Source organism: Nocardia coffeae, from assembly GCF_019890715.1.
GTDB lineage: Bacteria > Actinomycetota > Actinomycetes > Mycobacteriales > Mycobacteriaceae > Nocardia > Nocardia jiangxiensis.
In genome coordinates, this window is the sequence record NZ_JAINZY010000015.1 from 17,885 (window position 1) to 41,426 (window position 23,542).

22 protein-coding genes and 1 pseudogene are annotated in these 23,542 nt (G+C 66.0%); 6 read left to right on the forward strand and 17 right to left on the reverse strand.

Features of this window, described 5'->3' with window-relative positions:
* Positions 1 to 220: 220 nt before the first annotated feature.
* The 11 genes from K7711_RS37610 to K7711_RS49120 form a co-directional block, all read right to left on the reverse strand.
* Entirely contained in the window at positions 221 to 661 is a 441-nt protein-coding gene (locus K7711_RS37610; RefSeq protein ID WP_222976360.1) for a DUF1931 family protein, read from the reverse strand.
* A gap of 14 nt (positions 662 to 675) precedes the next feature.
* The gene (locus K7711_RS37615; RefSeq protein ID WP_222975993.1) at positions 676 to 2,325 is read right to left on the reverse strand and encodes an FAD-dependent oxidoreductase; all 1,650 of its coding nucleotides are present in this window, start codon (positions 2,323 to 2,325) and stop codon (positions 676 to 678) included.
* On the reverse strand, positions 2,325 to 2,591 hold the full coding sequence (locus K7711_RS37620; protein WP_040828714.1) for a UBP-type zinc finger domain-containing protein: 267 nt from the start codon (positions 2,589 to 2,591) through the stop codon (positions 2,325 to 2,327). The genes K7711_RS37615 and K7711_RS37620 overlap by 1 nt, the downstream gene beginning before the upstream one ends.
* A complete protein-coding gene (locus tag K7711_RS37625; RefSeq protein ID WP_222975995.1) occupies positions 2,588 to 3,040 on the reverse strand; it encodes a thioredoxin family protein in 453 nt (150 codons plus the stop codon). Before K7711_RS37625 ends, K7711_RS37620 begins: the two co-directional genes overlap by 4 nt.
* A gap of 15 nt (positions 3,041 to 3,055) precedes the next feature.
* A complete protein-coding gene (clpB, locus tag K7711_RS37630) occupies positions 3,056 to 5,686 on the reverse strand; it encodes an ATP-dependent chaperone ClpB (RefSeq protein ID WP_222975997.1) in 2,631 nt (876 codons plus the stop codon).
* Positions 5,668 to 5,988 carry a chaperone modulator CbpM gene (locus K7711_RS37635; RefSeq protein WP_222975999.1) on the reverse strand — a complete coding sequence of 107 codons (321 nt, stop codon included), beginning with the start codon at positions 5,986 to 5,988 and terminating at the stop codon, positions 5,668 to 5,670. The genes clpB and K7711_RS37635 overlap by 19 nt, the downstream gene beginning before the upstream one ends.
* Positions 5,985 to 6,905, reverse strand: coding sequence for a DnaJ C-terminal domain-containing protein (locus K7711_RS37640; RefSeq protein WP_222976001.1), 921 nt, complete (start codon positions 6,903 to 6,905; stop codon positions 5,985 to 5,987). Before K7711_RS37640 ends, K7711_RS37635 begins: the two co-directional genes overlap by 4 nt.
* Positions 6,906 to 6,911: 6 nt before the next feature.
* Positions 6,912 to 7,409, reverse strand: a complete 498-nt coding sequence (locus K7711_RS37645) for a nucleotide exchange factor GrpE (protein WP_222976003.1) — start codon at positions 7,407 to 7,409, stop codon at positions 6,912 to 6,914.
* Between the two features lie 11 nt (positions 7,410 to 7,420).
* Positions 7,421 to 9,319 (reverse strand): molecular chaperone DnaK, encoded by a 1,899-nt coding sequence (dnaK, locus tag K7711_RS37650; protein WP_040828723.1) that lies wholly within the window; start codon positions 9,317 to 9,319, stop codon positions 7,421 to 7,423.
* 881 nt (positions 9,320 to 10,200) lie between these two features.
* Entirely contained in the window at positions 10,201 to 10,473 is a 273-nt protein-coding gene (locus K7711_RS37655; protein ID WP_222976005.1) for a hypothetical protein, read from the reverse strand.
* Between the two features lie 285 nt (positions 10,474 to 10,758).
* A complete protein-coding gene (locus K7711_RS49120; protein ID WP_222976007.1) occupies positions 10,759 to 11,706 on the reverse strand; it encodes a LysR family transcriptional regulator in 948 nt (315 codons plus the stop codon).
* 216 nt (positions 11,707 to 11,922) lie between these two features.
* Between K7711_RS49120 and K7711_RS48055 the strand changes: the two are divergent.
* Positions 11,923 to 12,210: pseudogene (locus tag K7711_RS48055) on the forward strand (hypothetical protein); the annotation flags it as partial.
* Positions 12,211 to 12,589: 379 nt separating this feature from the next.
* Here K7711_RS48055 and K7711_RS37665 read toward each other — a convergent pair.
* The 6 genes from K7711_RS37665 to K7711_RS49130 form a co-directional block, all read right to left on the reverse strand.
* Positions 12,590 to 13,528 (reverse strand): class I SAM-dependent methyltransferase, encoded by a 939-nt coding sequence (locus K7711_RS37665; RefSeq protein WP_222976009.1) that lies wholly within the window; start codon positions 13,526 to 13,528, stop codon positions 12,590 to 12,592.
* Between the two features lie 244 nt (positions 13,529 to 13,772).
* Entirely contained in the window at positions 13,773 to 13,964 is a 192-nt protein-coding gene (locus tag K7711_RS37670) for a hypothetical protein (protein ID WP_222976011.1), read from the reverse strand.
* Between the two features lie 727 nt (positions 13,965 to 14,691).
* On the reverse strand, positions 14,692 to 15,240 hold the full coding sequence (locus tag K7711_RS37675; protein WP_222976013.1) for a sigma-70 family RNA polymerase sigma factor: 549 nt from the start codon (positions 15,238 to 15,240) through the stop codon (positions 14,692 to 14,694).
* 528 nt (positions 15,241 to 15,768) lie between these two features.
* The gene (locus tag K7711_RS37680) at positions 15,769 to 16,653 is read right to left on the reverse strand and encodes an isocitrate lyase/PEP mutase family protein (protein WP_222976015.1); all 885 of its coding nucleotides are present in this window, start codon (positions 16,651 to 16,653) and stop codon (positions 15,769 to 15,771) included.
* 386 nt (positions 16,654 to 17,039) lie between these two features.
* Entirely contained in the window at positions 17,040 to 17,546 is a 507-nt protein-coding gene (locus K7711_RS49125; protein WP_308015127.1) for a sensor histidine kinase, read from the reverse strand.
* A 27-nt stretch (positions 17,547 to 17,573) separates the two neighbouring features.
* On the reverse strand, positions 17,574 to 18,401 hold the full coding sequence (locus K7711_RS49130) for a HAMP domain-containing protein (protein ID WP_308015128.1): 828 nt from the start codon (positions 18,399 to 18,401) through the stop codon (positions 17,574 to 17,576).
* Positions 18,402 to 18,521: 120 nt separating this feature from the next.
* Between K7711_RS49130 and K7711_RS37690 the strand changes: the two genes are divergently transcribed.
* The 5 genes from K7711_RS37690 (at position 18,522) to K7711_RS37710 (ending at position 23,376) form a co-directional block, all read left to right on the forward strand.
* Positions 18,522 to 19,139: a DedA family protein gene (locus tag K7711_RS37690; protein ID WP_222976017.1), complete on the forward strand. Its 618-nt coding sequence runs from the start codon at positions 18,522 to 18,524 to the stop codon at positions 19,137 to 19,139.
* Positions 19,140 to 19,217: 78 nt separating this feature from the next.
* Entirely contained in the window at positions 19,218 to 20,465 is a 1,248-nt protein-coding gene (locus K7711_RS37695; protein ID WP_222976019.1) for a COG4705 family protein, read from the forward strand.
* A gap of 7 nt (positions 20,466 to 20,472) precedes the next feature.
* On the forward strand, positions 20,473 to 21,423 hold the full coding sequence (locus K7711_RS37700; RefSeq protein WP_222976021.1) for an undecaprenyl-diphosphate phosphatase: 951 nt from the start codon (positions 20,473 to 20,475) through the stop codon (positions 21,421 to 21,423).
* 89 nt (positions 21,424 to 21,512) lie between these two features.
* Positions 21,513 to 22,343, forward strand: coding sequence for a COG4705 family protein (locus tag K7711_RS48060; RefSeq protein WP_308015129.1), 831 nt, complete (start codon positions 21,513 to 21,515; stop codon positions 22,341 to 22,343).
* A 550-nt stretch (positions 22,344 to 22,893) separates the two neighbouring features.
* Positions 22,894 to 23,376: an SRPBCC family protein gene (locus tag K7711_RS37710; RefSeq protein ID WP_222976023.1), complete on the forward strand. Its 483-nt coding sequence runs from the start codon at positions 22,894 to 22,896 to the stop codon at positions 23,374 to 23,376.
* The last annotated feature ends 166 nt before the right edge of the window (positions 23,377 to 23,542 follow it).

Genomic DNA, 23,542 nt, shown 5'->3' on the forward strand with positions numbered 1-23,542 from the left:
CGGGCCTGGCCCATCGTGGTTTTCGGTCGAACCCGGCGCTGCGACGGCCTCGGCCACGCCCACCCGGCTAATTTCGGCCGATCCACTCGCCGTCACGCGCACCGACTCACTCCGAGTGACGGACATCCAAATGCAGACTAATTCTGTGGACGTTGGCAATCAATGATACGCCGATCGATGCGGCGTTTGCAGCCCATGACGAATATGCATCGTTGCGGCATCAGAGCAGCAGATGAAATATTTCGAACACGGCGGACCATTCGGCGGTTCCCGGATTTTTGACCTTGGGTGCGATCGTGACGAACGTTTGCGCGAGCGCCACGCTGAGGCCGCCGGCGATCAGCGGCAGTCGGCGCTCGGTATCCTCCGAAAGGGCGAGGTCGAGCGGGGGGCGCGCGGCGAGTTGGTCGAGCAGCGGTTGCAGCTCGATCTCCTCATCCAGCTTCTCGAACCGATGGATGCTCTGCTGCAGTCCCGCGGTGATCGGAAGATCCCACGATTCGATCACATCGCGCGAGTTCGCCTTCGCTGACGCCTTGGCGATGATGAACAGGTCGTAGATCTTGTCGTCGATGAATTCGGTGTAGCGCTTGAGATCATTGCGGTCCACCTGCAGCCCGGCCGCGGCACGAAAGAAACGCTGAAATTTGACAACGCCCATTACCGGCATTTCGGTCAGCTCCTCTCGAAGTATTCGTGAATGTGGCGCACCGCCATCGCACCTTCACCGACGGCGGACGCGACTCGTTTGACCGAGCCACTACGGACATCGCCCACCGCGAAGACGCCGGGCCTGCTTGTTTCGAGTGGTAGCGGTCGACGTCCGGAATCGCGTCGCTGCTCGGCCGGGTCGTGCGCGTCCGGGCCGGTGCGGACGAAGCCGTGCGCGTCGAGCGCGATGGTGTCCGCCAACCACGCGGTGCGCGGGATGGCCCCGATGAAGACGAACAGGGCGCGGACCGCGAGCTTGTCCCGCTCCCCGGTGCGATTGTTCTCGACCACGATTGCTTCGAGGTCGCTGACGCCGGTGACCTCTCGCACCTCGGTGTTGCGGTGCACCGTCACACGCGGGTGTCGCTCGACCTGCTCGACCAGATACCGGGACATGCTCTTGCCGAGATCGCCATCCCGGATGAGTAGGTGCACGTGCTCGACGTGACCCGCGAGAAACACCGTCGCCTGCCCTGCGGAGTTACCGCCGCCGACGATCGCCACCGGGTCCACACCGCACATCGCCGCCTCCTGATGGGTCGCGGCGTAGTACACGCCGGTGCCTTCGAAGCGCTCGATCCCGGTCACGGCCAGTTTGCGATAGCGGGCGCCGGTGGCCAGGACGACGGTGCGGCCGAGCAGCGTGCCGCCCTCGGCCAGCCGCAGCAGATGGTGTCCATCCTCGGCTTCCAGCCCGACTACCTCCGCGGACACCAGCAATCGAGCACCGAACTTTCCGGCCTGGATGACCGCTCGCTCGGCCAACTCGGTGCCGGAGATGCCCGCGGGAAAACCCAGGTAGTTCTCGATGCGCGAGGACGTGCCTGCCTGCCCGCCCGCCGCGATCGCCTCCAGCACCGAGGTGTCGAGCCCGTCCGATGCGCCGTACACCGAGGCGGCCAGGCCGGCTGGGCCGGCACCCACCACGATCAGGTCGCACACCTCGCGCAACATGGTCGGCACCGGTAGGCCGATGAGGTGCCCCAATTCGGCATTCGTCGGATTGCGCAGCACCCGCTCGCCACGCCAGATGACGACCGGGGTGTCCTCGGGTGCGACACCGAGATCACGCAGGAGCTGTTCGGCCCTCCTGTCGCGCTCGAGGTCGATCCAGGTGTGCGGCAGTCGGTTTCGCACCGCGAACTCGCGTAGCCGCAGGGTGTCGGGCGAGTAGCAGGAGCCGATGATTCGGAACCCGGAGACGATGTCGAGCAGCTGGCAGCGCCGGATCAGATACGCGCGCAGAATGAGATCGCTGAGCACCGGGTCGTGTTCGACCAGCGCGCGTATCCGCTGGACCGGGACGACCAGCACCTCGCCGTCTTCGGTCATCTCCGCGGTGTAGAACGCGACCTGACCTTCCAGCAGGCCCAGCTCGCCGAGGAATCGGCCGGGCCCGTGGATGCGTAGCACCCGGTGTTGCCCCGCATCGTCGTCGACGATCGCGACGGTGCCGGACAGGATCACGAAGAACTCGTCGCTCGGCGCGCCGGCGCGAACCAACGTCTCACCGGCGCGCACGGCTCGCTGGGCGCCGCCGACGGCGAGCGTCGCCACCTGCGCCTCCGACAATCGCGGATACGCACCGACCTCGTCGGGGGTTTCGACGTTCATCAGACGAAGTTCTGGTGGACGTAGCACCAGCGCCAATTCTCGCCGGGTTCCATCGATTGGACGATGGGGTGGGCGGTCCCGGCGGCGTGGGCTCGCGCGTGCCGCATCGGGGACGAGTCGCAGCACCCGACGTGCCCGCAGGTCAGGCACAGCCGCAGATGCAGCCATGGCGTGCCGAGCCGAAGACACTCCTCGCAGCCCTGTGGTGTCCGCGGCGCCACCGGCCGGATCGCAGCGATATGGGGATCGGTATGGGTGGAGGTCATGCGGTCACCCCCTTGTCTGCTCGATCGGACAGGGCCTGGTCCAGCCATCTCCGCAGTTCCGGTATCGGAGCAGCGCCCGCCTGCCGGGCCAGCGCCTCGCCACGGTCGAGCACGAGCAAGGTCGGCACCGCCCGCACGACCAACCGCTCGGCGGTACGCGGTGCGGCATCGACGTCGACCTTGACCAGCTTCAACCGACCTGCCCGTTCGGCCGCGAGCTGTTCGAGTGCCGGGCTGACCATCAGACAGGGCCGGCACCAGGTCGCCCACAGGTCGACCAGGACCGGCACCGAAGAGTGTGCGGTCACCTCGGTGAAGTCGTCGTCGCCGGCCGCGACGATCCACGGCAGCGGTTTGTGGCAGTTACCGCAGCGCGGTGTGCCTTCCGCCGCGGCCGCAACCCGATTGAACTTTCCGCAGTTGGGGCATTTGATCTTCGCGGTTTCCATGGTCGTACCTCGTTTTCATGCCGCGATCGCGGCCGCGGTGTACGCGACCGCTAGATCGGCACCGTCCACGGTGACAGTGACGGCGCCGCCCTGACCGATGTCGCCGCGCATGAGCGCCCGGCCGATCTTCGTCTCGACTTCGTGCGCGATGTAGCGGCGCAACGGCCGGGCACCGTAGACCGGATCGAATCCGTGCTGGGCGATGAGCCTGCGCGCCTGCGGGGTGATATCGAGACTGATCTGCCGTTCGGCCAGCCGACGTCGGAGTTCTTCGAGTTGTAGCTCGACGATGTGCTCGATCTGCGGCAACGTCAGCGGCGTGAACAGCACGATGTCATCGACGCGGTTGAGGAACTCGGGGCGGAAGTGCCCGCGCAGCTCGGCGAGCACCCGATCCCGTGCGTCCGGCTTGATTTCGCCGTGCGCGGTGACACCGTCGAGTAGGTGCTGGGAGCCGATATTCGAGGTCATGATCACCACGGTGTTGCGGAAATCGACCTGTCGGCCTTGCGAATCGGTGATCCGGCCGTCGTCGAGCACCTGCAACAGGGTATTGAACACATCGGCATGCGCCTTCTCGATCTCGTCGAACAACACCACCGAGTACGGCTTGCGGCGCACGGCCTCGGTGAGCTGCCCGCCCTCGTCGTAACCGACGTAGCCGGGAGGCGCACCGATCAACCTGCTGACCGTATGCCGCTCCTGGTACTCGCTCATGTCCAGGCGCACCATATTGTCTTCGCTGTCGAAAAGCGCCGCGGCCAAGGTTTTCGCGAGTTCGGTCTTGCCGACGCCGGTGGGTCCGAGGAAGATGAACGATCCGATCGGCCTGCGTGGGTCGCGGATGCCCGACCGGGCGCGGATCACCGCGTCCGCGACGAGTTGCACTGCCTCCTCCTGCCCGACCACCCGCTCGTGCAGGATTTCATCGAGCCGTAGCAACTTCTCCCGCTCGCCCTCCTGTAGCCGGGCCACCGGGATTCCGGTCCACGCGGCGACGATTTCAGCGATCTCCTCCTCGGTGACAACCTCGCGCAGCAGCGGCTGCTTGCCCTGCTTGGACCGCAATTGTTCCTCTGCCGCTTGCAGATTGCGTTCCAGGTTGGTGATCTCGCCGTAGCGCAACTCGGCCGCGCGGTTGAGGTCGTAATTGCGTTCGGCCTCTTCGGCTTCGTGGCGCAGTCGCTCGAGCTGTCCGCGCAATTCCTGCACCCGCCGGATCGCCTGCCGTTCGGCGTCCCATTGGGCGTGCCTCGAGTCGGCCTCGGCCCGCAGATCGGCGAGTTCTTTTCGAAGCTCCTCGAGGCGAGCCTTGCTGGCCGCGTCGGTCTCCTTCGACAGTGCCGCCTCTTCGATCTCGAGCCGGGTCACCTTTCTGGTGAGTTCGTCGAGTTCGGCCGGCATGGAGTCGATTTCGGTGCGCAGCCGAGCACATGCCTCATCGACCAGGTCGATGGCTTTGTCCGGCAGGAAGCGGTCGGTGATGTAGCGATGCGACAGTGTCGCGGCCGCCACCAGCGCGCCGTCCTGGATCTTCACGCCGTGGAAGACCTCGAGCCGTTCGCGCAGGCCGCGCAGGATGGACACCGCGTCCTCCACGCTGGGCTCATCCACCAGCACAGTCTGGAATCGACGTTCCAGTGCCGCATCGGATTCGATGTGCTTGCGGTACTCGTCCAGGGTGGTGGCACCGATCATGTGCAGCTCGCCGCGGGCGAGCATCGGCTTGAGCATATTGCCCGCGTCGAGAGATCCTTCACCGCCGACCGATCCCGCGCCGACCACGGTATGCAACTCGTCGACGAAGAGGAGAATGCGGCCCTCGGCCGCCTTCACCTCCGACAGCACAGCTTGCAGACGCTCCTCGAACTCACCACGGTATTTCGCCCCCGCGACCAGCGAACCCATGTCGAGGGAGAAGATCGTTTTGTCGCGCAGGCCTTCGGGCACATCGCCACGGACGATGCGCTGGGCCAGGCCCTCCACGATCGCGGTCTTGCCGACGCCGGGATCGCCGATCAATACCGGATTGTTCTTGGTCTTTCTGCTCAAAATCTGTGTCACCCTGCGGATCTCGGCGTCTCGGCCGATGACCGGGTCCAGCTTGCCCGCGTTTGCTTCGGCGACGAGGTCGCGGCCGTATTTGTCCAGTGCCTCGTAAGCGCCCTCCGGTGTCGCCGAGGTCACTCGCTGATTGCCGCGAACCGTGGTGAGCGCCTGCAGGAACGACTCTCTGGTGATGCCCTGCCCCGCGAGGATCCGGCCCGCCGCAGTGCCCGATCCTTCTTCGGCCAGCGCCATTACCAGGTGCTCCACCGAAACGTAGGAGTCCTTGAGCCGCTTGGCTTCTCGTTCGGCCGATTCGAGCAGCGCCGCCAATCGCTGGGTGACCATCACCTGCCCCGGTGCGGCGCCCGGACCACTGACCTTGGGCCGGCGGGCCAACTCGCGATCCAGGTCGGCGCGCAACGCGTCGAGATCCGCACCCGCTTGGTCGAGCAGCCGGGGCACCAGCCCGTCGCGCTGGTCGATCAAGGCGAGCAGCAGATGCTCGCCGTCCACCTCGCTGTGCCCCGATCGCGTCGCCGCGTTCTGCGCTTCGCTCAAGGCTTCCCGAGATTTCTCCGTCAGCTTGCTGGTGTCCATCGCGACGTCCTCCTTCGACGAGGATCGGCTTCGAGTTCTTCGATTCGCTTCAGCAGATCGAGCACCAACCCGATTGCCGCATAGTTCAATCCGAGCCCGGACCGCAGGCGCTGAATTCGGGCGACAACCGCCACCGCGGACGGCTCGAAGCACAGTTCGGTACCTTCGCGGGCACCGTCGAGCAGTCCGAGCGCGACCAATTTGCGCACCATGTCCGGATGCAGACCGGACCGCCGCGAAAACTCGTCGAGCCGCAGCCCCGGTCGCCGCACGAGCAGGTATCGCGGTGTGGGCGCACTCATTGCTCTCTCCTCGGATCGAAGCTGGATTCGGCGGCCAACTGCTCGAACAACTCCCGTTCCCGCGCGGTCGGTTTCGTTGGCACCATGACCTTGACCTCGGCGTACAGGTTGCCGTCGGCGCCGCGAGCGTTGGGCATGCCCGCGCCACGCAATCGCAGCTTGCGCCCGGTCGAGGAGCCCGGCGCCACTTTGACCTTCGCCTCGCCGCTCGGGGTGGGGACCGCGACAGTGGCGCCGAGCACCGCCTCCCACGGGGAGACGGGCAGGTCGAGGTAGATGTCGCGGCCGACCAACCGGAAGCGCGGATGCGACTTGATGCGCACGACCAGGTAAAGATCCCCGGCAGGCGCATCACCACCGCCTCGCCCGCCCTGCCCGGCCAGCCGGATCCGCTGGCCGTCGATCACCCCGGCCGGGATATCGACGTCATAGCTGCGCCCGTCGAGCCCGAGCCTGCGCTTGCCGCCGCGGTATGCCTCCTCGACGGTCAGCTCCAGGACCGCCTCCTGATCGGCACCCGGAATCGGTCCGTACCCGCCGCCGCGGCCACCGAAGATATCGCCGAATATGTCGCCGACGTCGACGTTGCCGTCGAAACCGCGACCGAAGTGCACGCGGGTCCCGCCCCCGAAACCGCCTCTGCCGCCACCGAACCCGCCGGTGGCCGCGCCGACCCGCTCGTCGTAATCCTCCGGCACCCGCCGGAAGTCCTCACCGAAGCGGTCGTAACGACTCCTCGTCGACGGATCGGACAGCACCTCGTACGCCTCGCTGACCTCCTTGAACCGATCCTCCGCCGCCGGATCGGAATTCACGTCCGGGTGATATCGCCGCGCCAACTTGCGATATGCCTGCTGAATCTGGTCCTTGTCGGCGTCGCGGGAAACCCCGAGGACGTCGTAGTAGTCGCGCGCCACCGACGCTCACCCCTCGCGTCTGCTGACGATCACGGCCGCCGGACGCAGCTGCCGTCCGTTCTCGCCGTATCCGGGGCGAACCACCTCGACCACGGTCCCCGGCGGGAAATCGGGCCGGTCGACCACGCTGACCACCTCGTGCATTTCCGGGGAGAACGGCACCCCCACCTCCGAATGCCTTGGGTAGCCGAGCTGTTCGAGTACCTGCACCGCTTGGTCCCGGATCGCGCGGACGCCCGCGACGAGTGGGTCCGCCTCGCCGTTCGCGTGCGCGAGCGCCAGTTCCAAGTTGTCCAGCATCGGTAGCCAGGCGGCCGCCACCTTCGATCGTTCGGCCGCGCGTTCTCGATCGAGATCTTTGGCATAGCGCTTTCGTAGGTTGTCCAGATCGGCGGCTGTGCGGCGCCAGCGATCTTCCAACTCAGCGATCTGGGCGACGGGTGGTTCCGGCGCCGCGCCCGGATCAGGTGCATCGGCAGTCGACTGGTCTGCGGAGGTATCCATCGGAAATCCCCTCAACTCCGGTCGAACTCGGCGTCTATCACGTCGTCGTCACCGGGTGAGCCCGCGCCCCCGCCCGTACCGGCGGTGCCCGCGTAACTCGATTGTCGGTCGCCACCGGATTGCGCGGGCTGCAACCCGTACTGCAATTGCTGCAGTTCCGAGGTGAGCGACTGCACCCGATCCAGTGGCGCTTCTTCTTTGACGGCCTGCCTGGCGTCGGCGATCAGCATCTCAGCGCGTGCCCGCTCGTGCGGCGGCGCGCTGTCACCGAGTTCGGCCAGGCGCCGCTCCACCTGGTACGCGGCCGAATCCAACGCGTTGCGGGCATCGACGGCCTTGCGCAGTTCCTCGTCTTCGCGGCGGTGCTGCTCGGCCTCGGCGAGCATCCGGTCCACCTCGCTCTGGTCCAGATTGGATTGCTCGCTGATGGTGATGCTCTGCTCTTTGCCGGTGTCCTTGTCGCGCGCGGTGACATTGAGGATGCCGTTGGCGTCGATGTCGAAGGTGACCTCGACCTGCGCTTGGCCGCGGGGCGCCGGCCGGATGTCCTCCAGCCGGAACCGGCCGAGTACGCGGTTGTCGGAGGCGCGTTCGCGTTCGCCCTGGAGTACCACCACATCGACCGCGCGCTGGTTGTCCTCCGCGGTGGAGAAGACTTCGCTGCGCCGGGCCGGGATGGTGGTATTGCGCTCGATGATCTTCGTCATCACCCCGCCCTGGGTCTCCACGCCGAGCGACAGCGGCGTGACGTCCAGCAGCAGCACATCGGAGACCTCGCCCTTGAGCACGCCCGCCTGGACGGCCGCGCCGAGCGCGACGACCTCGTCGGGGTTGACGCTCATATTCGGATCCTTGCCGCCGGTCAGCCGCCGCACCAGCGCCTGTACCGCCGGGATGCGGGTGGATCCGCCGACCAGGATCACCTCGTCGATGTCGTTGGCGGTGATCTTGGCGTCCTTCATGGCCTGCTCCACCGGGCCGAGGCAGCGCTGCACCAGATCCGCGGTCAAGTCCTCGAACTTCGAGCGCATGATCGTGGTGGTGAGGTGCTTGGGTCCGTTCGCGTCGGCGGTGACGAACGGCAGATTCACCTGTGTCTGTGTCACCGAGGACAGCTCGACCTTGGCCTTCTCCGCTGCCTCGAAAAGTCGTTGCAGCGCTTGCGGATCGGCACGCAAGTCGATGTGCTCCTCGCGCTGGAATTCGTCAGCGAGATAGTCGACGATGCGCCGGTCGAAGTCGTCGCCGCCCAGATGGGAATCACCCGCGGTGGAGCGGACCTCGACCACTCCGTCACCGACGTCGAGCAGGCTGACATCGAAGGTGCCACCGCCGAGATCGAATACGAGCACCGTCTCGTGGGTCTGCTTGTCCAATCCGTACGCCAAAGCCGCGGCAGTCGGCTCGTTGATGATGCGCAGGACATCGAGTCCCGCGATCCGGCCCGCGTCCTTGGTGGCATTGCGCTGTGCGTCGTTGAAGTAGGCGGGCACCGTGATCACCGCTTCTTTGACCCGCTCACCCAGATATTTGCTCGCGTCATCGACCAGCTTGCGCAGCACCAGCGCACTGATCTCCTCAGGCGCATACTTCTTGCCTCGCACATCGAACCGGGCAACCCCGCCCTCGCCCTCGACGACGTCGAAGCTCACCGCCTTGGCTTCCTCCGATATTTCGTCGAAGTGGCGGCCGATGAATCGCTTGGCCGAATAGATCGTGCCCTTCGGATTCAAAATCGACTGCCTGCGGGCAAGCTGGCCGACAAGCCGCTCACCACTTTCGGTGAACGCAACCACCGATGGTGTGGTGCGCGCGCCCTCGGCATTGGCGATCACCACCGGCTCGCCGCCCTGCCAGCTCGCGATGACAGAATTCGTCGTCCCCAGATCGATCCCTACAGCAGTGGCCATATCAATTCCTTCGGATCGGCGCGACCGGCCGGCCGCCGGATATTCGACACCGCCAATCCTTCCGGCCACACCACAGGCACGACACGGTCCGACAAGGCGAAAAATGCGAAACCGATTGGTCCCGCCGGAACAGGGACGATCACGGTGGATCGCGACGGGGTTGCCGCGCGATCGACCGCACCGTCGAGTAGCAAGACCGGTCGACCTACCACCCCCGGTGGCGCTGCCGCTGGGCACTGCGGGCACCATGGTCGGTCCGCTGCGCCAACCTCCATAGCGACCAGCCTGATCAGCGGCCGAAGCCAAGCGTCGATCACCCCGTTACACAGCCCGGGCTGGGGAATCACTCTCTACCAAGCGACATGTCGACGGCGAACACCTCTCAGTTACCGAGATGCGCAAACGCACTCATCTGGCGCATACCGGTCATTCGGGAACGCGGCGTCGACCGACCGACAGTGTGCTAACACGTTCTACTTCGGGTTGCCGTCGCCGGTCCCACGACTGGCAACACAGTGCCCGACGGTGGCAAACGATAACTAGCCCCACACGTCACGAACACGTTCGCCACGTTGCTACCAGCGGAAAGGGTCCAGAATTTGCGGGATTGGGCGCAAAGCTGGGCGACGGCCGGGAGTTCCACCGCGAACAATCGGACTTCGAGGGATCACCGACGCGACCGATGTCGTGCGAGCGGGTCGTGCAGAAGTTCCACTGGCTCAGCGAGCCGTTCGCCGATGCCGCACAGCGCGCGGAGATCGTCGCTGCAGTAGAGCACCTGGACCAGACCCCCCATCGCCGAGCTGACCGGGCTGCTGGGCTCGGTGCACCCGACACCGCAACATCCCCGCACCAGGGAGCGGCTGTGACTGTCGTACCAGTCACGCCGATCGCCGTCGACTTCGCGATTCGGGCTGCGGTTGTGGCGGAATGAGTTCGGTCCAGAATTCGTGGCGCACCGCATCCCATAGGTTCGTCAGTTCTGGAAACAGTTCGCGAGCTCGCGCCAGATCAGGGAAGTGGTCCGGAGCGAAGGATGCGACCGGCCTCCCGTCACACGCATGGTTGACGGCCATGATTGCGATCGTGTGGTGCTGGATCAAGCGCCAGGTTACCTGCATGCCGTCGACTTCGGTTCGACGCACATCATCCATGTCCGACACCCTGTTGCCGCCATCGGCGGCTCGCGCGTTCGACAGTGACCGAGGGTGTGGTCGGGCCTGAGGGCCAACACAGGAACCCGCACGCTGAATCGGCGCTGGATCTCCAAGCCCATGGTTCGGCCGCCGCCACAGTCTCCGCGAGATCGTCAAGAGTCGTGCATGTCATGGATGCTCTGTCCTTCCGAGAGCCCCCGGACGCGATTCAAGCCTGCTTGCGACAGAGAGTCCAGGACGAAGCTCCTAGCTCTGGTTGGCCGGACTTTCCACTGCAATCGGCTAATCGCCGCTTATGAGTGCGTCGCGGTGCGGGTCGTCGGCCGGTGTCCAGGATGAGCCGGGCGGAGGGAGGGGCCAGCGGTAGCTGCGGGCGAGACTGAGTAACGACTCGACAGCGTGCCGGACACTCACGCGGTCGTCGTCGGCGCGGTGCAACAGTGACCACGTCCACAACGGAATCGGGTCAGCGATCGGGCGATGACCGAGACCGGGCGGCGCGACGGCGGTGTGGCGTTTGGGGGAAGCGAGGACGGGCGCGTTGATTTCACGGACGTGAGCGTAAAGTGCGTCTCCGGTTATACCGCCGTCGTCGATCTTCGCGATGCTCGCGCCCACGTGGATGGCGAATTCAGTGGCGAACCGGTGCCATGACGACCAGGCCCAGTCGTCGCTGTCGATCAGTACGGTGATGTCGGCTGCGGATACCGGCTCGGTTGAACTCATCCCGGGGCAGACCGTCTCGAGAGGTTCCGCGCGAACCAGATGCGCGCGCAGGCCGTGTGCACGGGCACTGTGCGCGCTGATCCAGGCCAGCGCGAGGTCGAGGCTGCCTCTAGCGACCCGGTCGGCCTGCACGTGAGACGGCAGCACCCAGTCGTCGATTCGCAGTGCCACCGTCGGGCCGACACAGGCGATTACGTTGTCAGGGAGCCAACTGGCATAACCGAGGCGGAGGGGTATCGCTTCGGCCGCCCGGAGACGGACCCGTTGCCGCGCTCCGCCGGTGAGAGCCAGGATCTGACGTGCGTCTTCGAGTAGGGATCGCCCGGCTTCGGTCAGTTGCACGCTGCGTCGATCTCGGCACAACAGTTGCGCCCCGAGATCCCGCTCCAGGGCGATGATCTGCTGGGACAGCGCGGGGCCCGAGATGTGGACCCGCGCAGCGGCGCGGCCGAAGTGGAGCTCCTCGGCGACGGCGACGAAATAGCGCAGCTGCCGTAGTTCCATCAATCGATGGTAGGCGTCCGAATGCGGCCGGTGCGTCCCGATTGTCCCTAACTGTCGCACAGTCCGGCTCGTCCGTACCCAAGACGCTTGCAGGGGGATTGTGAGCCGCGCACCTTCGGTACAAGCAGTACCCACCGCAGTAGCAGCAGCTGATTCCGAACAGGCCCGAGCCGGGCCTGGTTCGGCCACGAACTACCGGGATACGCACTGCTACAAGTGATTTCATGCAATGCAAGCAACCGCGATGGTCTTCTTCTCCGGCGGCACCTACTCGATTCCGCTCACATCGGCGATATCACCGGCGCGCTGGGCACGATCGGCCGACACGACAGCACCGAGGGCCGCACGCGCCGGCAGCTCTTCCGAATGCTGCTCGCGTTCTTCGGCCCGGGACTGATCGTCATGGTCGGCGACAACGACGCCGGCGGCGTGGCCACCGACGCTCAGACCGGGCAGAACTACGGCATGGCACTGATACGGCCCCTCGCCCTGTTGATCCCCATGTGGTGCGGGTGCGCTGACCGAGTGTGGTGGCTGGGACCACGCAGCACGACATCGATCCAGCGACAAGGTGGTCGGGACTTAATGAAAGCAGCGCTCACGCGAGCGGTGGGCACGACATCCTCCAGCGATCCTGGCTCTCCCCGGGCGCACCGGTAGGGCACTGCATTCCTGCAGGACCAGAGGTCCAGGCGCTGTCGCCCCGAGCCCCGGCTCCTGCCCAACCTGAACGGGGTAGAAGCCGGGACTGGGCCCGAGTGAAGAGTTGGAAGGGGCCATCGGCGACCGGTGAGTCTCGGCGTGGCCCTCGACCACATGGAGATCCTGCAATCGGCCGGAAACTCGGTCGCTGAGCCATCCCCCGGTAGTGGCACAAGTGTCGTCATGCCGGTTCGGCGATCACCGTAGCCGGGATGTCGCGAGGCAGAGAGCGTGGCACGGGTTGGTGCGGTGCGGCGAGCTTGGTGCAGGTGAACTGGACGACGTCGAGTTGGCCGCTGCGGAAGTGGTCGGCGCATCCGGTCATGGAGCTGATGTAGGCGTTGTAGGTATCGGGCCCGGCGAGGTCGATCGCGCGGTCGCGGTGCTCGTGCAGAGCGGAGGTCCAGCACTGCAGTGTGGTGGTGTAGTGCTGGCCCAGTCGCTCGAGTCTGGTGATGGTGAATCCGGCATCTTCCGCGTACTCGGTGACTCCCTTGGGGTTGTGGCCGGTCGGTGGCAAAAGTCGGTCGACCGGGAAGATGGTCTCGGGCGCGGTCGAATCGGCAGCCGCGACGCGAGTCTGGTCGGTATCGGAACGATCCGGTGCGACGACGGTCTGTACCAACAGCACGCCGTCCTCGGGCAGGGTCCGGTAGGCGAAATCGAAGAAGTCGGGGTACCGCTTCGAGTGGAAGTGTTCCAGCCTGCCGATACACACGATGCGATCCGGGCGGCGGCCTAATTCCTCCCACCCTTGCCGACGTACCCCGCCGTAGGGGTGGCCGCGGATCAGCCGGTCCACGAGCTGGTCCCGGACATACCGGTACTGGTGGCGGTTGCCGGTCAACCCGATCGCGTTCACCCCGTAGTCGTCCATGGCGCGCAGCATGGTCGAACCCCAGCCGCAGCCGACGTCCAGCAAGGTCATCCCCGGGCGCAGGTCGCACTTGTCCAAGGCGAGGTCGATCTTCGCGAACTGGGCTTGTTCCAGGGTGTCGTCCGGGTGAGTCCACAGCGCGCAGCTGTAGGTGCGGGTCGGGTCCAGGAACTGGGTGAAGAATTCGTCCGGGAGTTCGTCGCAAGATCGGATCGCACCAAGCATGGGTGTGGCAACAGTCATGACGGCGGATCCTTTTCGCAATCGGGCAGTGCCGTGGGCGGATGGTGAGGTAGCCCGCTGCCTGCGTGACCGGCACCAGGGAGGTCGAGCACTCCTGCCGAGCCTAAGCAACCTCACAGGCCGGACTGAATGCATGTGAGCAGGATTTCACCCAGATGTAACCGTGTCAGATGCGCTATACGGCCTGCTCACGACCGAACTTGCGGGACGCGTCGGTGTCGCTCTCGAGACACCCCGCGGGTCGTTACTGCTTCTTTCGATGTCGGCCACCCGTTGTGGCCTGCCCGGTCTCCCCGCTCCAGCCACCGGTGTAACGAAGTAATTCCGCTGTCGGGTTCTCGACGCTGGCGCGCAGCCGCGCACAAAATGCATCCAGTGACCCGTATCGAGCCTCGATCGTTGCCGCCAGGTTCAACGCCGCCACGTCCTGAACCATTCGAATCCCCTCAGCATCAGGCGCGTGCCGGCCACCTGGTCAATGTTGGTCCCTGTGAGCGGAGTTCACCGGAGTCGTTGTGCCCTGTTGGGGCTGGTTACCGGACGGTAGAGTCACCGGACATCACTTTGCGCCGACCCGATGTCGTCACGAACGCCGAAGGGACGAGATACTCGGCTCACGCGGTCACGATTGCTGGTTATCGGGATCGACGATCGCCGTGATGCGCTGCGCCGCGGTTACGACGCGCCGAGCACCATCGGGCTGTCTATAGGGAGGATCGGCACGTTTGCCCGGCACGCTGGTGCACGGCAGCGGGGAGTGCTCTCGGTGGTACGGTCCCGGGCCTCCACATGGGGACATCTCCGGCGCCGTGCAACAGGATGCGGCCAGCCGAGTCGGGTAGCTCGCGTAGGAAACGCTCTACTTAGGCGCGGTTCGGTTCTGCGAGCCGGAACCGGTGATCATCCGGCTCGCACTAGGGAAAGCGGTTGAGGCTCATCGGGTCCGGCGCATCCCAAGTGCCATCATGTTGCTCCAGATCGTCGCGGGATGAGCGACATCCCCATTGACAACCCGCGGTGTGATGATCATCCACACACCACCGGAGACCGCGATATCGAGCCCGGTCAGAACATCAGGCCGGTGACCGCTTGAGCGGCCGGTTCCATCGCGCCGGGACGTCACGGCGCGCGCTTGCCTGGGCTTGGCCTCGGGTCAGCGTGGGCTAATCGGTTGGCGCGGTGATGCCTTGGGCTTTGCAGGCATCTCGGAGCGCGTGCAGGGCGTAGTGCAGTCGTGATTTGACGGTGCCGGGTGGGATGGCGAGTTCGATGGCGATGGTCTTGATGGTTGCGCGGCGGTAGTAGGCGTGCACGATGACCTCACGGTGTTCGTGGCCCAGAGTTGCCAGGGCCTGCTGGATGACCCATGTGTCGGCGAGGTTCTCGCACGGGTCCTGGGCGGGGCGGTCGAGCAGTGTATGTGTCTCGGTGGCGAATTCGTGGCGTCGCCGGGCGCACCGCAATTCGTCGTAGGCGAGGTTGCGGGTCACGGTGAACAGCCACGCGCGCAAATCTGTGACCGGCCCGTTCAGCATTGCCGGACGCTGCCACAGTCGGATCAGGGCATCTTGAACGATCTCGTCCGCGCGGCCGTGATCGCCGACGAGGCGACAGGCGAAGCGGCGCAAGGTGTGGTGATAGTGCTGTTCGACTTCATCCAGGCGCTGGGTTCGATCGTGAAGACCGCTGACGGTGGTGTCTGTCGCGCTCACCAGGTCGGCTCGGGTCCCGGTCCGCTGCGGGGTACCACACGGTGGCGGGAAACTCGACTGAGGCGTTTGCCGGTAGCAGGGCCCAGGATTGGATACGTGGTCCATCGTGATGTCTCCATGCTCGAACGAGTTGCCTGGGTGGGCGATACCCGGGATCGAGAAAAATACCGCTCCGTCGGATGCCGGTGTCAGCTGACGGCCGTACCGAACCGGTGCCCGACCCCATAGGTGCAAGGCCACGCCCGCTGCACCACCGAGAACGACCCGGACAACCGCGCGGCCGCCGCTGCTGGCGCTCATGCGGGCGCTGAGCGATGACGGTGCAGGTGCTGTTGATCGACCGGCCCGCCGGACTGTGGCGGGAAACGCTGGCATACCCGATCGACGAGTTCGGTGGAGGCCGTGCCGAGCCCGGGCGCGGTCACGAGTGAGCCCGGGCTCGGGTCTTCTACACGGGGTGCCGAGAGACATTCGGTCAGGCCGATAGTCGGCGGCAACAAGTCGTAGGGCCGATCCGTGTTCTCCGCGTCACTGCTGCGATGCCCCCGTCAGCCCGGGTTCCCGGTCCCGACTGCGGGGGTGATGCCGGGAAATATTGTGTTCGAGCAGGGCGATCGACTCGGCCACCCCGACCTCGCCGTCGCCGATCGGGTCCAGGCGCCCGTCGTTGGCACGCAGTTGCCGCAGTGCGTGACTCATCGCGGTGTGGGCGGCGAACAGGCACGGGGTGGAGTAGATCGCGACGTCGACACCGAGTTCGTCGAGTTCGGACAATGACAGTCGCGGTGAGAGCCCGCCCGCGATCTGGTTGAACAGCAACGGTTTCGAGCCGATCACGCCACGTACTTTGCGGATCCATTCGATGCTGCGCACCCCGTCGACCAGCAGCACGTCGGCGTCGGTGGCGGCCAGCGCCTCGGCGCGGCGCAGGATCTCGTGTTCGTCGGTGGCATCGGTGCGGGCCACCACAACCAGGTCGGTACGGGTCGCAAGTACCAGCTCGAGCTTGTCGAGGTACTCCTCGAGCGGGAGGATCTGTTTGCCGGAAACGTGTCCGCAGCGCCGGGGCCGTTTCTGGTCTTCCAGGATCACTCCGGACGCGCCGATCGTCTCCAGGTGCTCGATGACGTGGCAGGCGACTTCGGGGTCGACGTAACCGTCGTCGATGTCGACCAGCAGATGCTGGCGCGGGAACGCCAGCCGCAGGCGTTGGACGAAGCCGACCATGTCGGGCCAGGCGATGTATCCGATGTCAGGCAGCCCGTAATAGGAGGCGGCGAAACCGAATCCGGACACGAACATGCCGTTGTAGTGCTGCGCGGCGACGGACGCGGAGTACATGTCGTAGATTCCGATCAACGGGGTGACCCCGGCGTCGGAGATCTCGGTGCGCAATGCGGTGCCGTAGCTCATGTTTTCGTGCCTTCCCTGTATACGAAACGGTCTGTCTCCGGGGTGGACTGGGGCGGCTCGCTGCGTGAGGACGTGGTTGTTCACTCGGCGCACCGCGGTCCCGATGGGTCGCCGCGCGCTGTGGCGTGAGAGGTACCGACCTCCTCCCGGTCGGTCAGGGTGTCCCGGCAGATGCGTCACACCTGCCGGTGTTGTGGTGTCGGAAGCGATCCGAGGCGGAATCCCATGACGCGAACCTGTCAAACGTGTGCTGAGGAAACGCTGAGACGCACACTGACCGACGTGCGCGTTCGGATCCGCGGTGGATGGGCGGCACCGTGAACGGTGATGCGCACACTCGGGGTTACTGCGAGCAGTGACCGCGCAATACCCGCAATCGCATTCGGTCAGGTGCGCAGGGGCAGGGTTACGCGTAATCGTGCTCCGCCCAGTGGTGATTCGCTCACCTGGACGGTGCCGTGGTGTGCGGCAACGATTTCGGCGACGATCGCGAGCCCCAGTCCGGTACCTCCGCTGCTGCGCGCACGGTCGTGTTGAAGGCGGACGAACCGGTCGAAGATCCGGGAACGGTCCGCGGCGGGGATCCCTGGTCCGTCGTCGTCGATGACCAGCAGCGCTGCGCGGTCGGTTGTGGAGGTCGTGACGGCAACGGTCGAGTGGGCGTGGGTGAGGGCATTGTCGATCAGGTTGCGTACGACACGGGTGAGCGCTTGTGGGTCGCCGATCACCTGTGCGGGGTGCAGTTGCGCCGTCACTTCCACTGCCGGGGTGCGTCGTTGCAGTCCGAGGACAGTAGCGGTGATGTCGTCGAGGTCGACGTCGGTAGTGCGCAGGGTGAGGCTGTGATCGTCGGCCGCGGCCAGGGTGAGCAGGTCGTCGATGAGGTTTTGCATGCGCAGGGCCTCGGGTAGCAGGGTTGATCAGATCAGGGCTTCGTCGAGGGCCTCGGGGTGATGGTGGGCCAGTTCCAGGCCCGCCACGACGGTGGCCAGCGGACTACGCAGTTCGTGTGAGGCGTCGGCGAGGAAGCGCCGCTGGGCGGTGTGTCCTGTCTGGATGCGGGCGAGCATCTCGTTCATCGTGGTGGCCAGTCGCGCGATCTCGTCGCGGGTGGCTGGAACCGGAACCCGTTGTGCGAGTTCGGAAGTACCGATATCAGCGACCCTGGCCCGGATCGCTTCCATCGACGCCAGTGACCGTCCGACCAGCGCATAGGTCGCTGCCGCAGCGGCCAGGACGACGATCGGTGCGCTCAGGGCCAGTCCGAGGGTCACATCGTGGAGTGCGTCCTCGGCCGGCTCGCCGCTGACCGCGGCCACAACCGTGAACGTTCCCGCCGAGCTGTGCACCGTGCGCGCGGAGACTCGCAGTTCGGTGTGCCCGTCGACGGACAACGCGGTCACCGGGCCGGACGACGGGGGCAGGAGCGCTCGGTCGGGCGCTGCGGGCGAGGATCGGACGGGCGCTCCGGTGGAGTCGAGGATCTGCACCGCGTCGATGTGCGAGGTGGCCGCCAGCAGCGCCGGATCCAGCGCGGCAGGAGTTTCGGTGTGCAGCTGCGCGGTGATTTCGGTGATCCGCGCGAGCGCAGGGGCATCGACCGAGCCGTACAACGACCGGTACAGCAGCGACAGCATGAGGACAGCGCCGAGCAGCACCACGACCGCGACCACTCCCGCCGCGGTGAGCGCCGAGCGCACCCGCAGGCCCCACCGCGACGGGGCCCAGAGGATGCCGAGGTTGCGCATGCCAGGCATTCTCGACCACACCGGATCGAATCGGGGGCTCGATCTCAGCGGATTCTCAGCACTGTTTTGTCACTGTGGCGCCGTGTTATCGAATTCCGTGCCTATATGTGAGGCGATGCCGTGCAGCATCTGATCCTCACCTACGGTCTCACCGCGATCGTGCTGCTGATGGCTGCCGAATCGGCGTGTATCCCGATCCCGTCCGAAGTCACCATGCTGTTGGGTGGGGCCTTGGCAGCGGGTGCGGTCAGCGGACCGCACCCCAACCTGATCGCGGTCATTGCCGCCGGTACCGTCGGCAATGTCCTGGGCAGCTACCTGGCCTGGCTCGTGGGCCGCTACGGCGGCCGTGCGGCTCTGCATCGCTGGGGCCGCTACATCTTGCTGCGCACCGAGGACATCGACCGCGCCCAGGACTGGTTCGTGCGCCGCGGCGCGTCCTCGGTCTTCTGGGCCCGGCTGTTGCCCGGCATCCGCACCTTCATCTCCTTGCCCGCCGGCATCGCCGGCATGTCCGCGGCCCGATTCGGGCTCTACACCCTCGCGGGCTGTCTGCCGTGGACCGCGGCCCTGGCCGTGGCCGGGTACGGGGTCGGCGCGAACTGGCATCACCTCGCAGACACCCTCCGGGGCCCGAGCTACCTCGTCGCGGCGCTGGTGGTGCTGGCGATCGCCATCGCGGTCGTCGTGGTTGTGCGGCGTCGGCGTCGAGCCGCGGTCGGTTCGACCGAGCAGTGAGGTGACCGCCCTAGGCTGTTCGTCGTTTCTCAGCGTCGTCACAGCCGCGGGACCGTAGGTTCGCCGACCGTGACGGAGATGACGAACTCCACGGTTGATTCGACCCGGCGCCTGCTGAGCAAGGTGCCCGAGGTCACGGTGTGGTTCTGGATCATCAAGATCCTGTGCACCACAGTAGGAGAGAGCTTCGCCGACTGGATCAACACCTCCCTCGGGGTGGGATTGGGGCTCACGGCGCTGCTGTTCACCGTCGTGCTCGCCGTCGTGCTGGTCTGGCAGCTACGTGTGGGCCGGTATGTGCCGTTCGTCTACTGGTTGACGGTGGTCGTGCTCAGCGTGACCGGGACCCTCTACACCGACATCCTCACCGACAACCTGCATGTGCCACTCGCGGTGAGCACCACCGTCTTCGCCGCGGCCCTGGCCGTGGTGTTCGGTGTCTGGTTCGCCCGGGAGCGGACCCTGTCGATCCACTCCATCGTCACTCTGCCTCGCGAATTGTTCTACTGGCTGGCGGTTCTGGTCACTTTCGCCCTCGGCACCGCCGCCGGTGACTGGACACTGCAGCTGACCGGCTGGGGGCCGGGCACCTCGGTGTTGTTGCCCGCTGGCCTGATCGCCGCGATCGCACTCGGGTGGCGACTGGGAGCCAACGCGGTGCTGTCGTTCTGGCTCGCCTACATCCTCACCCGCCCGCTGGGCGCGAACCTCGGCGACTGGTTCGCCTCCTCGCGCGCCGATCACGGCCTCGGGGCCGGCACCGCAGTGACCAGCGTGATATTCCTTGCCGCCATCCTGGCCACCGTCGGCTACCTCACCCGCACCCGCGCCGACGTCATCGACACACCGCAAACAGCTACTGCGTCACCGGTTTCCGCCGCGAACCCAGCGCGCGAGCGGCTCATGCTCGCCTACTACGCACTCGTCGCGGTGGTGGCCGGGGCGCTGCTGGCGTGGGCTGCCGCGCAACCACATTCCAGCGCAGCCGGAGACGACGAGACCGCCGCCACGCCGTCCACAGCGACCGTAGCCTCCGGCCCGGTGACCGCGCACTTTCCCCCGGCCGATATCGCCAACTACCGCACCATCACCCGAGACACCCTCACCAAAGTCCAAGCCGGACAACAGGCCGACGCGAAGACGCGGATCAAGGACCTGGAAACCGCGTGGGACAAAGATCAGGACACGCTGCAACCGATGGACGAATCCGCCTGGGACACCCTCGATCACCAGATCGACGCCGCGCTGCACGCCGTGCGTGCCACCACACCGGATCCCGCGGTCGAGTCCCGGGCACTGACCACTCTGCTGAACAGTCTCGGGTGAGTCGGTCATGGCCATCACTTATCTGGAATCGATCGTTGTCGGGGCACTGCAAGGGGTCAGCGAGCTGTTCCCGGTGTCCAGCCTCGGACACAGCATTCTGCTGCCCGCCTGGATCGGCGGCCGATGGGGCAAGGACCTCGACATGGCCGCCACCGGCTCGCCCTACCTGGCACTGCTGGTCGCCATGCACGTCGCCACCGCACTGGCACTGGTCGTGTTCTTCTGGCGAGACTGGGTCCGCATCCTCGGCGGCCTGTGGGATGTGGTGCGCACCCGCCGGATCCGCACCCCCGAAGCACGCTTGGGCGTCTTGCTGGTGCTGGCCACGATCCCGGTCGGCCTGGCCGGTCTGTTGCTGGAGAAAGCAGTCCGCAACTACCTCGGCACCCCGATCCCGACCTCGATATTCCTGGCGCTCAACGGTTTCGTGCTCCTGGGCTCCGAACTACTGCGCAACCGCGAGGACAAACGCGAACCGATCCCGACACCCCACGGCCGGGCTGCGGACCTCGCCGTGCAGGACACGGCGGTGCTGCCGATCCTCGACTACGACCGCGCCTCGGACGTGCGGCTGTCGCGGCTCTGTGTCACCGACGCGCTGATCATCGGATCCGCCCAGATCGCAGCGCTTTTCCCGGGCGTCAGCCGCTCCGGAAGCACTATCGTGGCCGGCTTGTTCAAGGGCATGAAACACCAGGACGCCGCCCGCTTCGCGTTCCTGCTCGCCACCCCGGTCATCCTGGCGGCCGGTGTGCTGAAGACTCCGGAGCTGTTCACACCGGCCAACCACGACATCCTCGGGCCCGCGCTGGCGGGCTCGGTGGTCGCGGGAGTGCTGGCGTATCTGTCGGTCCGCTTCCTGGTCAAATACTTCGAGACCAAGACCCTGACCCCGTTCGCGATCTACTGCCTGCTCGTCGGCATCGCCAGCCTCGTCTACTTCACACTCCACCGCTGAGTTCGGACCGGCGACCGCGACGTGCCGACGAAATACCTTTTCCGCTAATACTTTTCAGCTCCATTCCTTCTGATGCAAAGGGTCTCGCTGTGAGTTCCGTACCCGATCAGTCCGGTTCGTCGTCCCTGCTCACGCGCGCTGGTGCGCTGCGCGTGCCGCAGATCGCCGCCGCGTTCTGGATCGTCAAAGGATTGTCCACCGCCATGGGTGAATCCAGCTCGGACTACCTGGTCACCAGGATGGACCCGCCGATCGCGGTCGTTCTCGGGTTCGTCGCCTTCCTCGCGGCGTTGACCCTGCAACTGCGTGTCGGCCGCTACGTCGCGTGGACCTACTGGCTGGCCGTGGTGATGGTCGGTGTGTTCGGCACCATGGCCGCGGACGTCATGCACGTCGCCCTGGGTATTCCCTACCCGGTCTCCACCGGCTTCTACGCCGTCGCGCTGGCCGTGGTGTTCCTCGTCTGGCATCGCACCGAACACACGCTGTCGATCCACACGGTCGACACACCCCGGCGTGAACTGTTCTACTGGGCCGCGGTCGCGGCGACCTTCGCGATGGGCACCGCCCTGGGCGACTTTACCGCCTACACACTGCATCTGGGCTATGCCGCCTCCGCAGCGCTGTTCGCCATCCTGATCCTGATCCCGGCCGTCGGCTACCGCTGGCTGGGATGGAACCCGATCCTGTGCTTCTGGAGCGCCTACGTCATCACGCGCCCCCTGGGCGCCTCGATCGCCGACTGGCTCGCCAAACCCGCCCGCGATACCGGCCTGGGCCTCGGCGACGGCCCCGTCGTCACCGTCCTGGGCCTGTCGATCCTCGCCCTGGTCGCCTACCTGGCCCTCACCAAATCCGATGTCCAGCAACCTCTTCAGGCCGCCGCCTCGGACCGTGAGGACCCCGCCCTGCGCGGATAACCGCCGACGCCGGAGCCGCCGCGCGTGACCGGCGAGATTCGCGCTCATCAGTGCCATCGGCGTCGTCTCATTCGGCAGCCAATCCTCCCCAGTACGTGAACATGACTGTGCCGCAGACCGATTCATTGTTCGAGCTTCAGAGGTGAACAACCAGCGCTTGCAGATTGCTACCTGATCGCAACGCTTCGCTTGTCCGATTCGGCGCCTGCAGTTGTCTGTTCACCACCGCCATCACAGAGGACAGGTCATCGAGAGAACTGGTTCCAAACTTGTTGCCGGACCGGCCGATCATGGCGACTGACAGTCGAGCGCGTCCGCTGGGTGGCCGATGAGCGGACAGTGGGCCGCGGTGATGGGGTCGTCCGCCTCGTATCTCGAAACGGCAAGCCAGGCAACATCGCCGGAACGGATAACCGCCGACACGCCGATTCCGAGAGAAAACGCAACACCCGTTTCGTGCGGAAGGGAAATCTGGCACGGGGTGTCAGTGGAATTTCCGCGAACAGTGAGATTCACCGTCGGCTCAGCGGGCCTTGTCTACACTCGGGCCATGAGCAGGACCGACCGCGCCAGCCGCCTCATCGCGGCGCCACCGGAGATTGTCTACGGCGCTCTGCTGGACCGGGAGTCCCTGGAGACTTGGCTGCCTCCCGACGGCATGCGCGGGCGGATCCAGCGCTGGGATCCCAGCCGCGGTGGCGGGTTCCGGATGGTCCTTACCTACCTCGATCCCGTCGATGCCCCCGGCAAGAGTTCCGATGCGACCGATGTCGTCGACGTCGGGTTCGCCGAACTGGTACCGCCCGAGCGTGTGGTGCAGCAGGCGGTGTTCGAGGCCCAGGACCCCTCGTACGCGGGCACCATGACGATGACCTGGCAGATCACCGCCACCAGTGCGGGAAGCGAGGTCACCGTCACCGCCACCGACGTGCCACCGGGCATCGACCAAGCGGCCCACGAGGCCGGGATCGCCTCCTCACTGGCCAACCTGGCCTCGTATGTCGAAGCGGCCGACCGGTTTACGGCTGGGTGACGCTCCGGTCCGGCCGTGCCTTACGGCTGGCAGATACTCGAGCCACGGTCTCGATCCTGGCGGGTAACGCATCGGCAAGATCGCCTCGGCGCCGCTGCCGGCCACACCTCCCCGGCGACCTCGCCCCGCACACCGACCAGGCATCGGCGGTGTGGTCGTTGCCGAT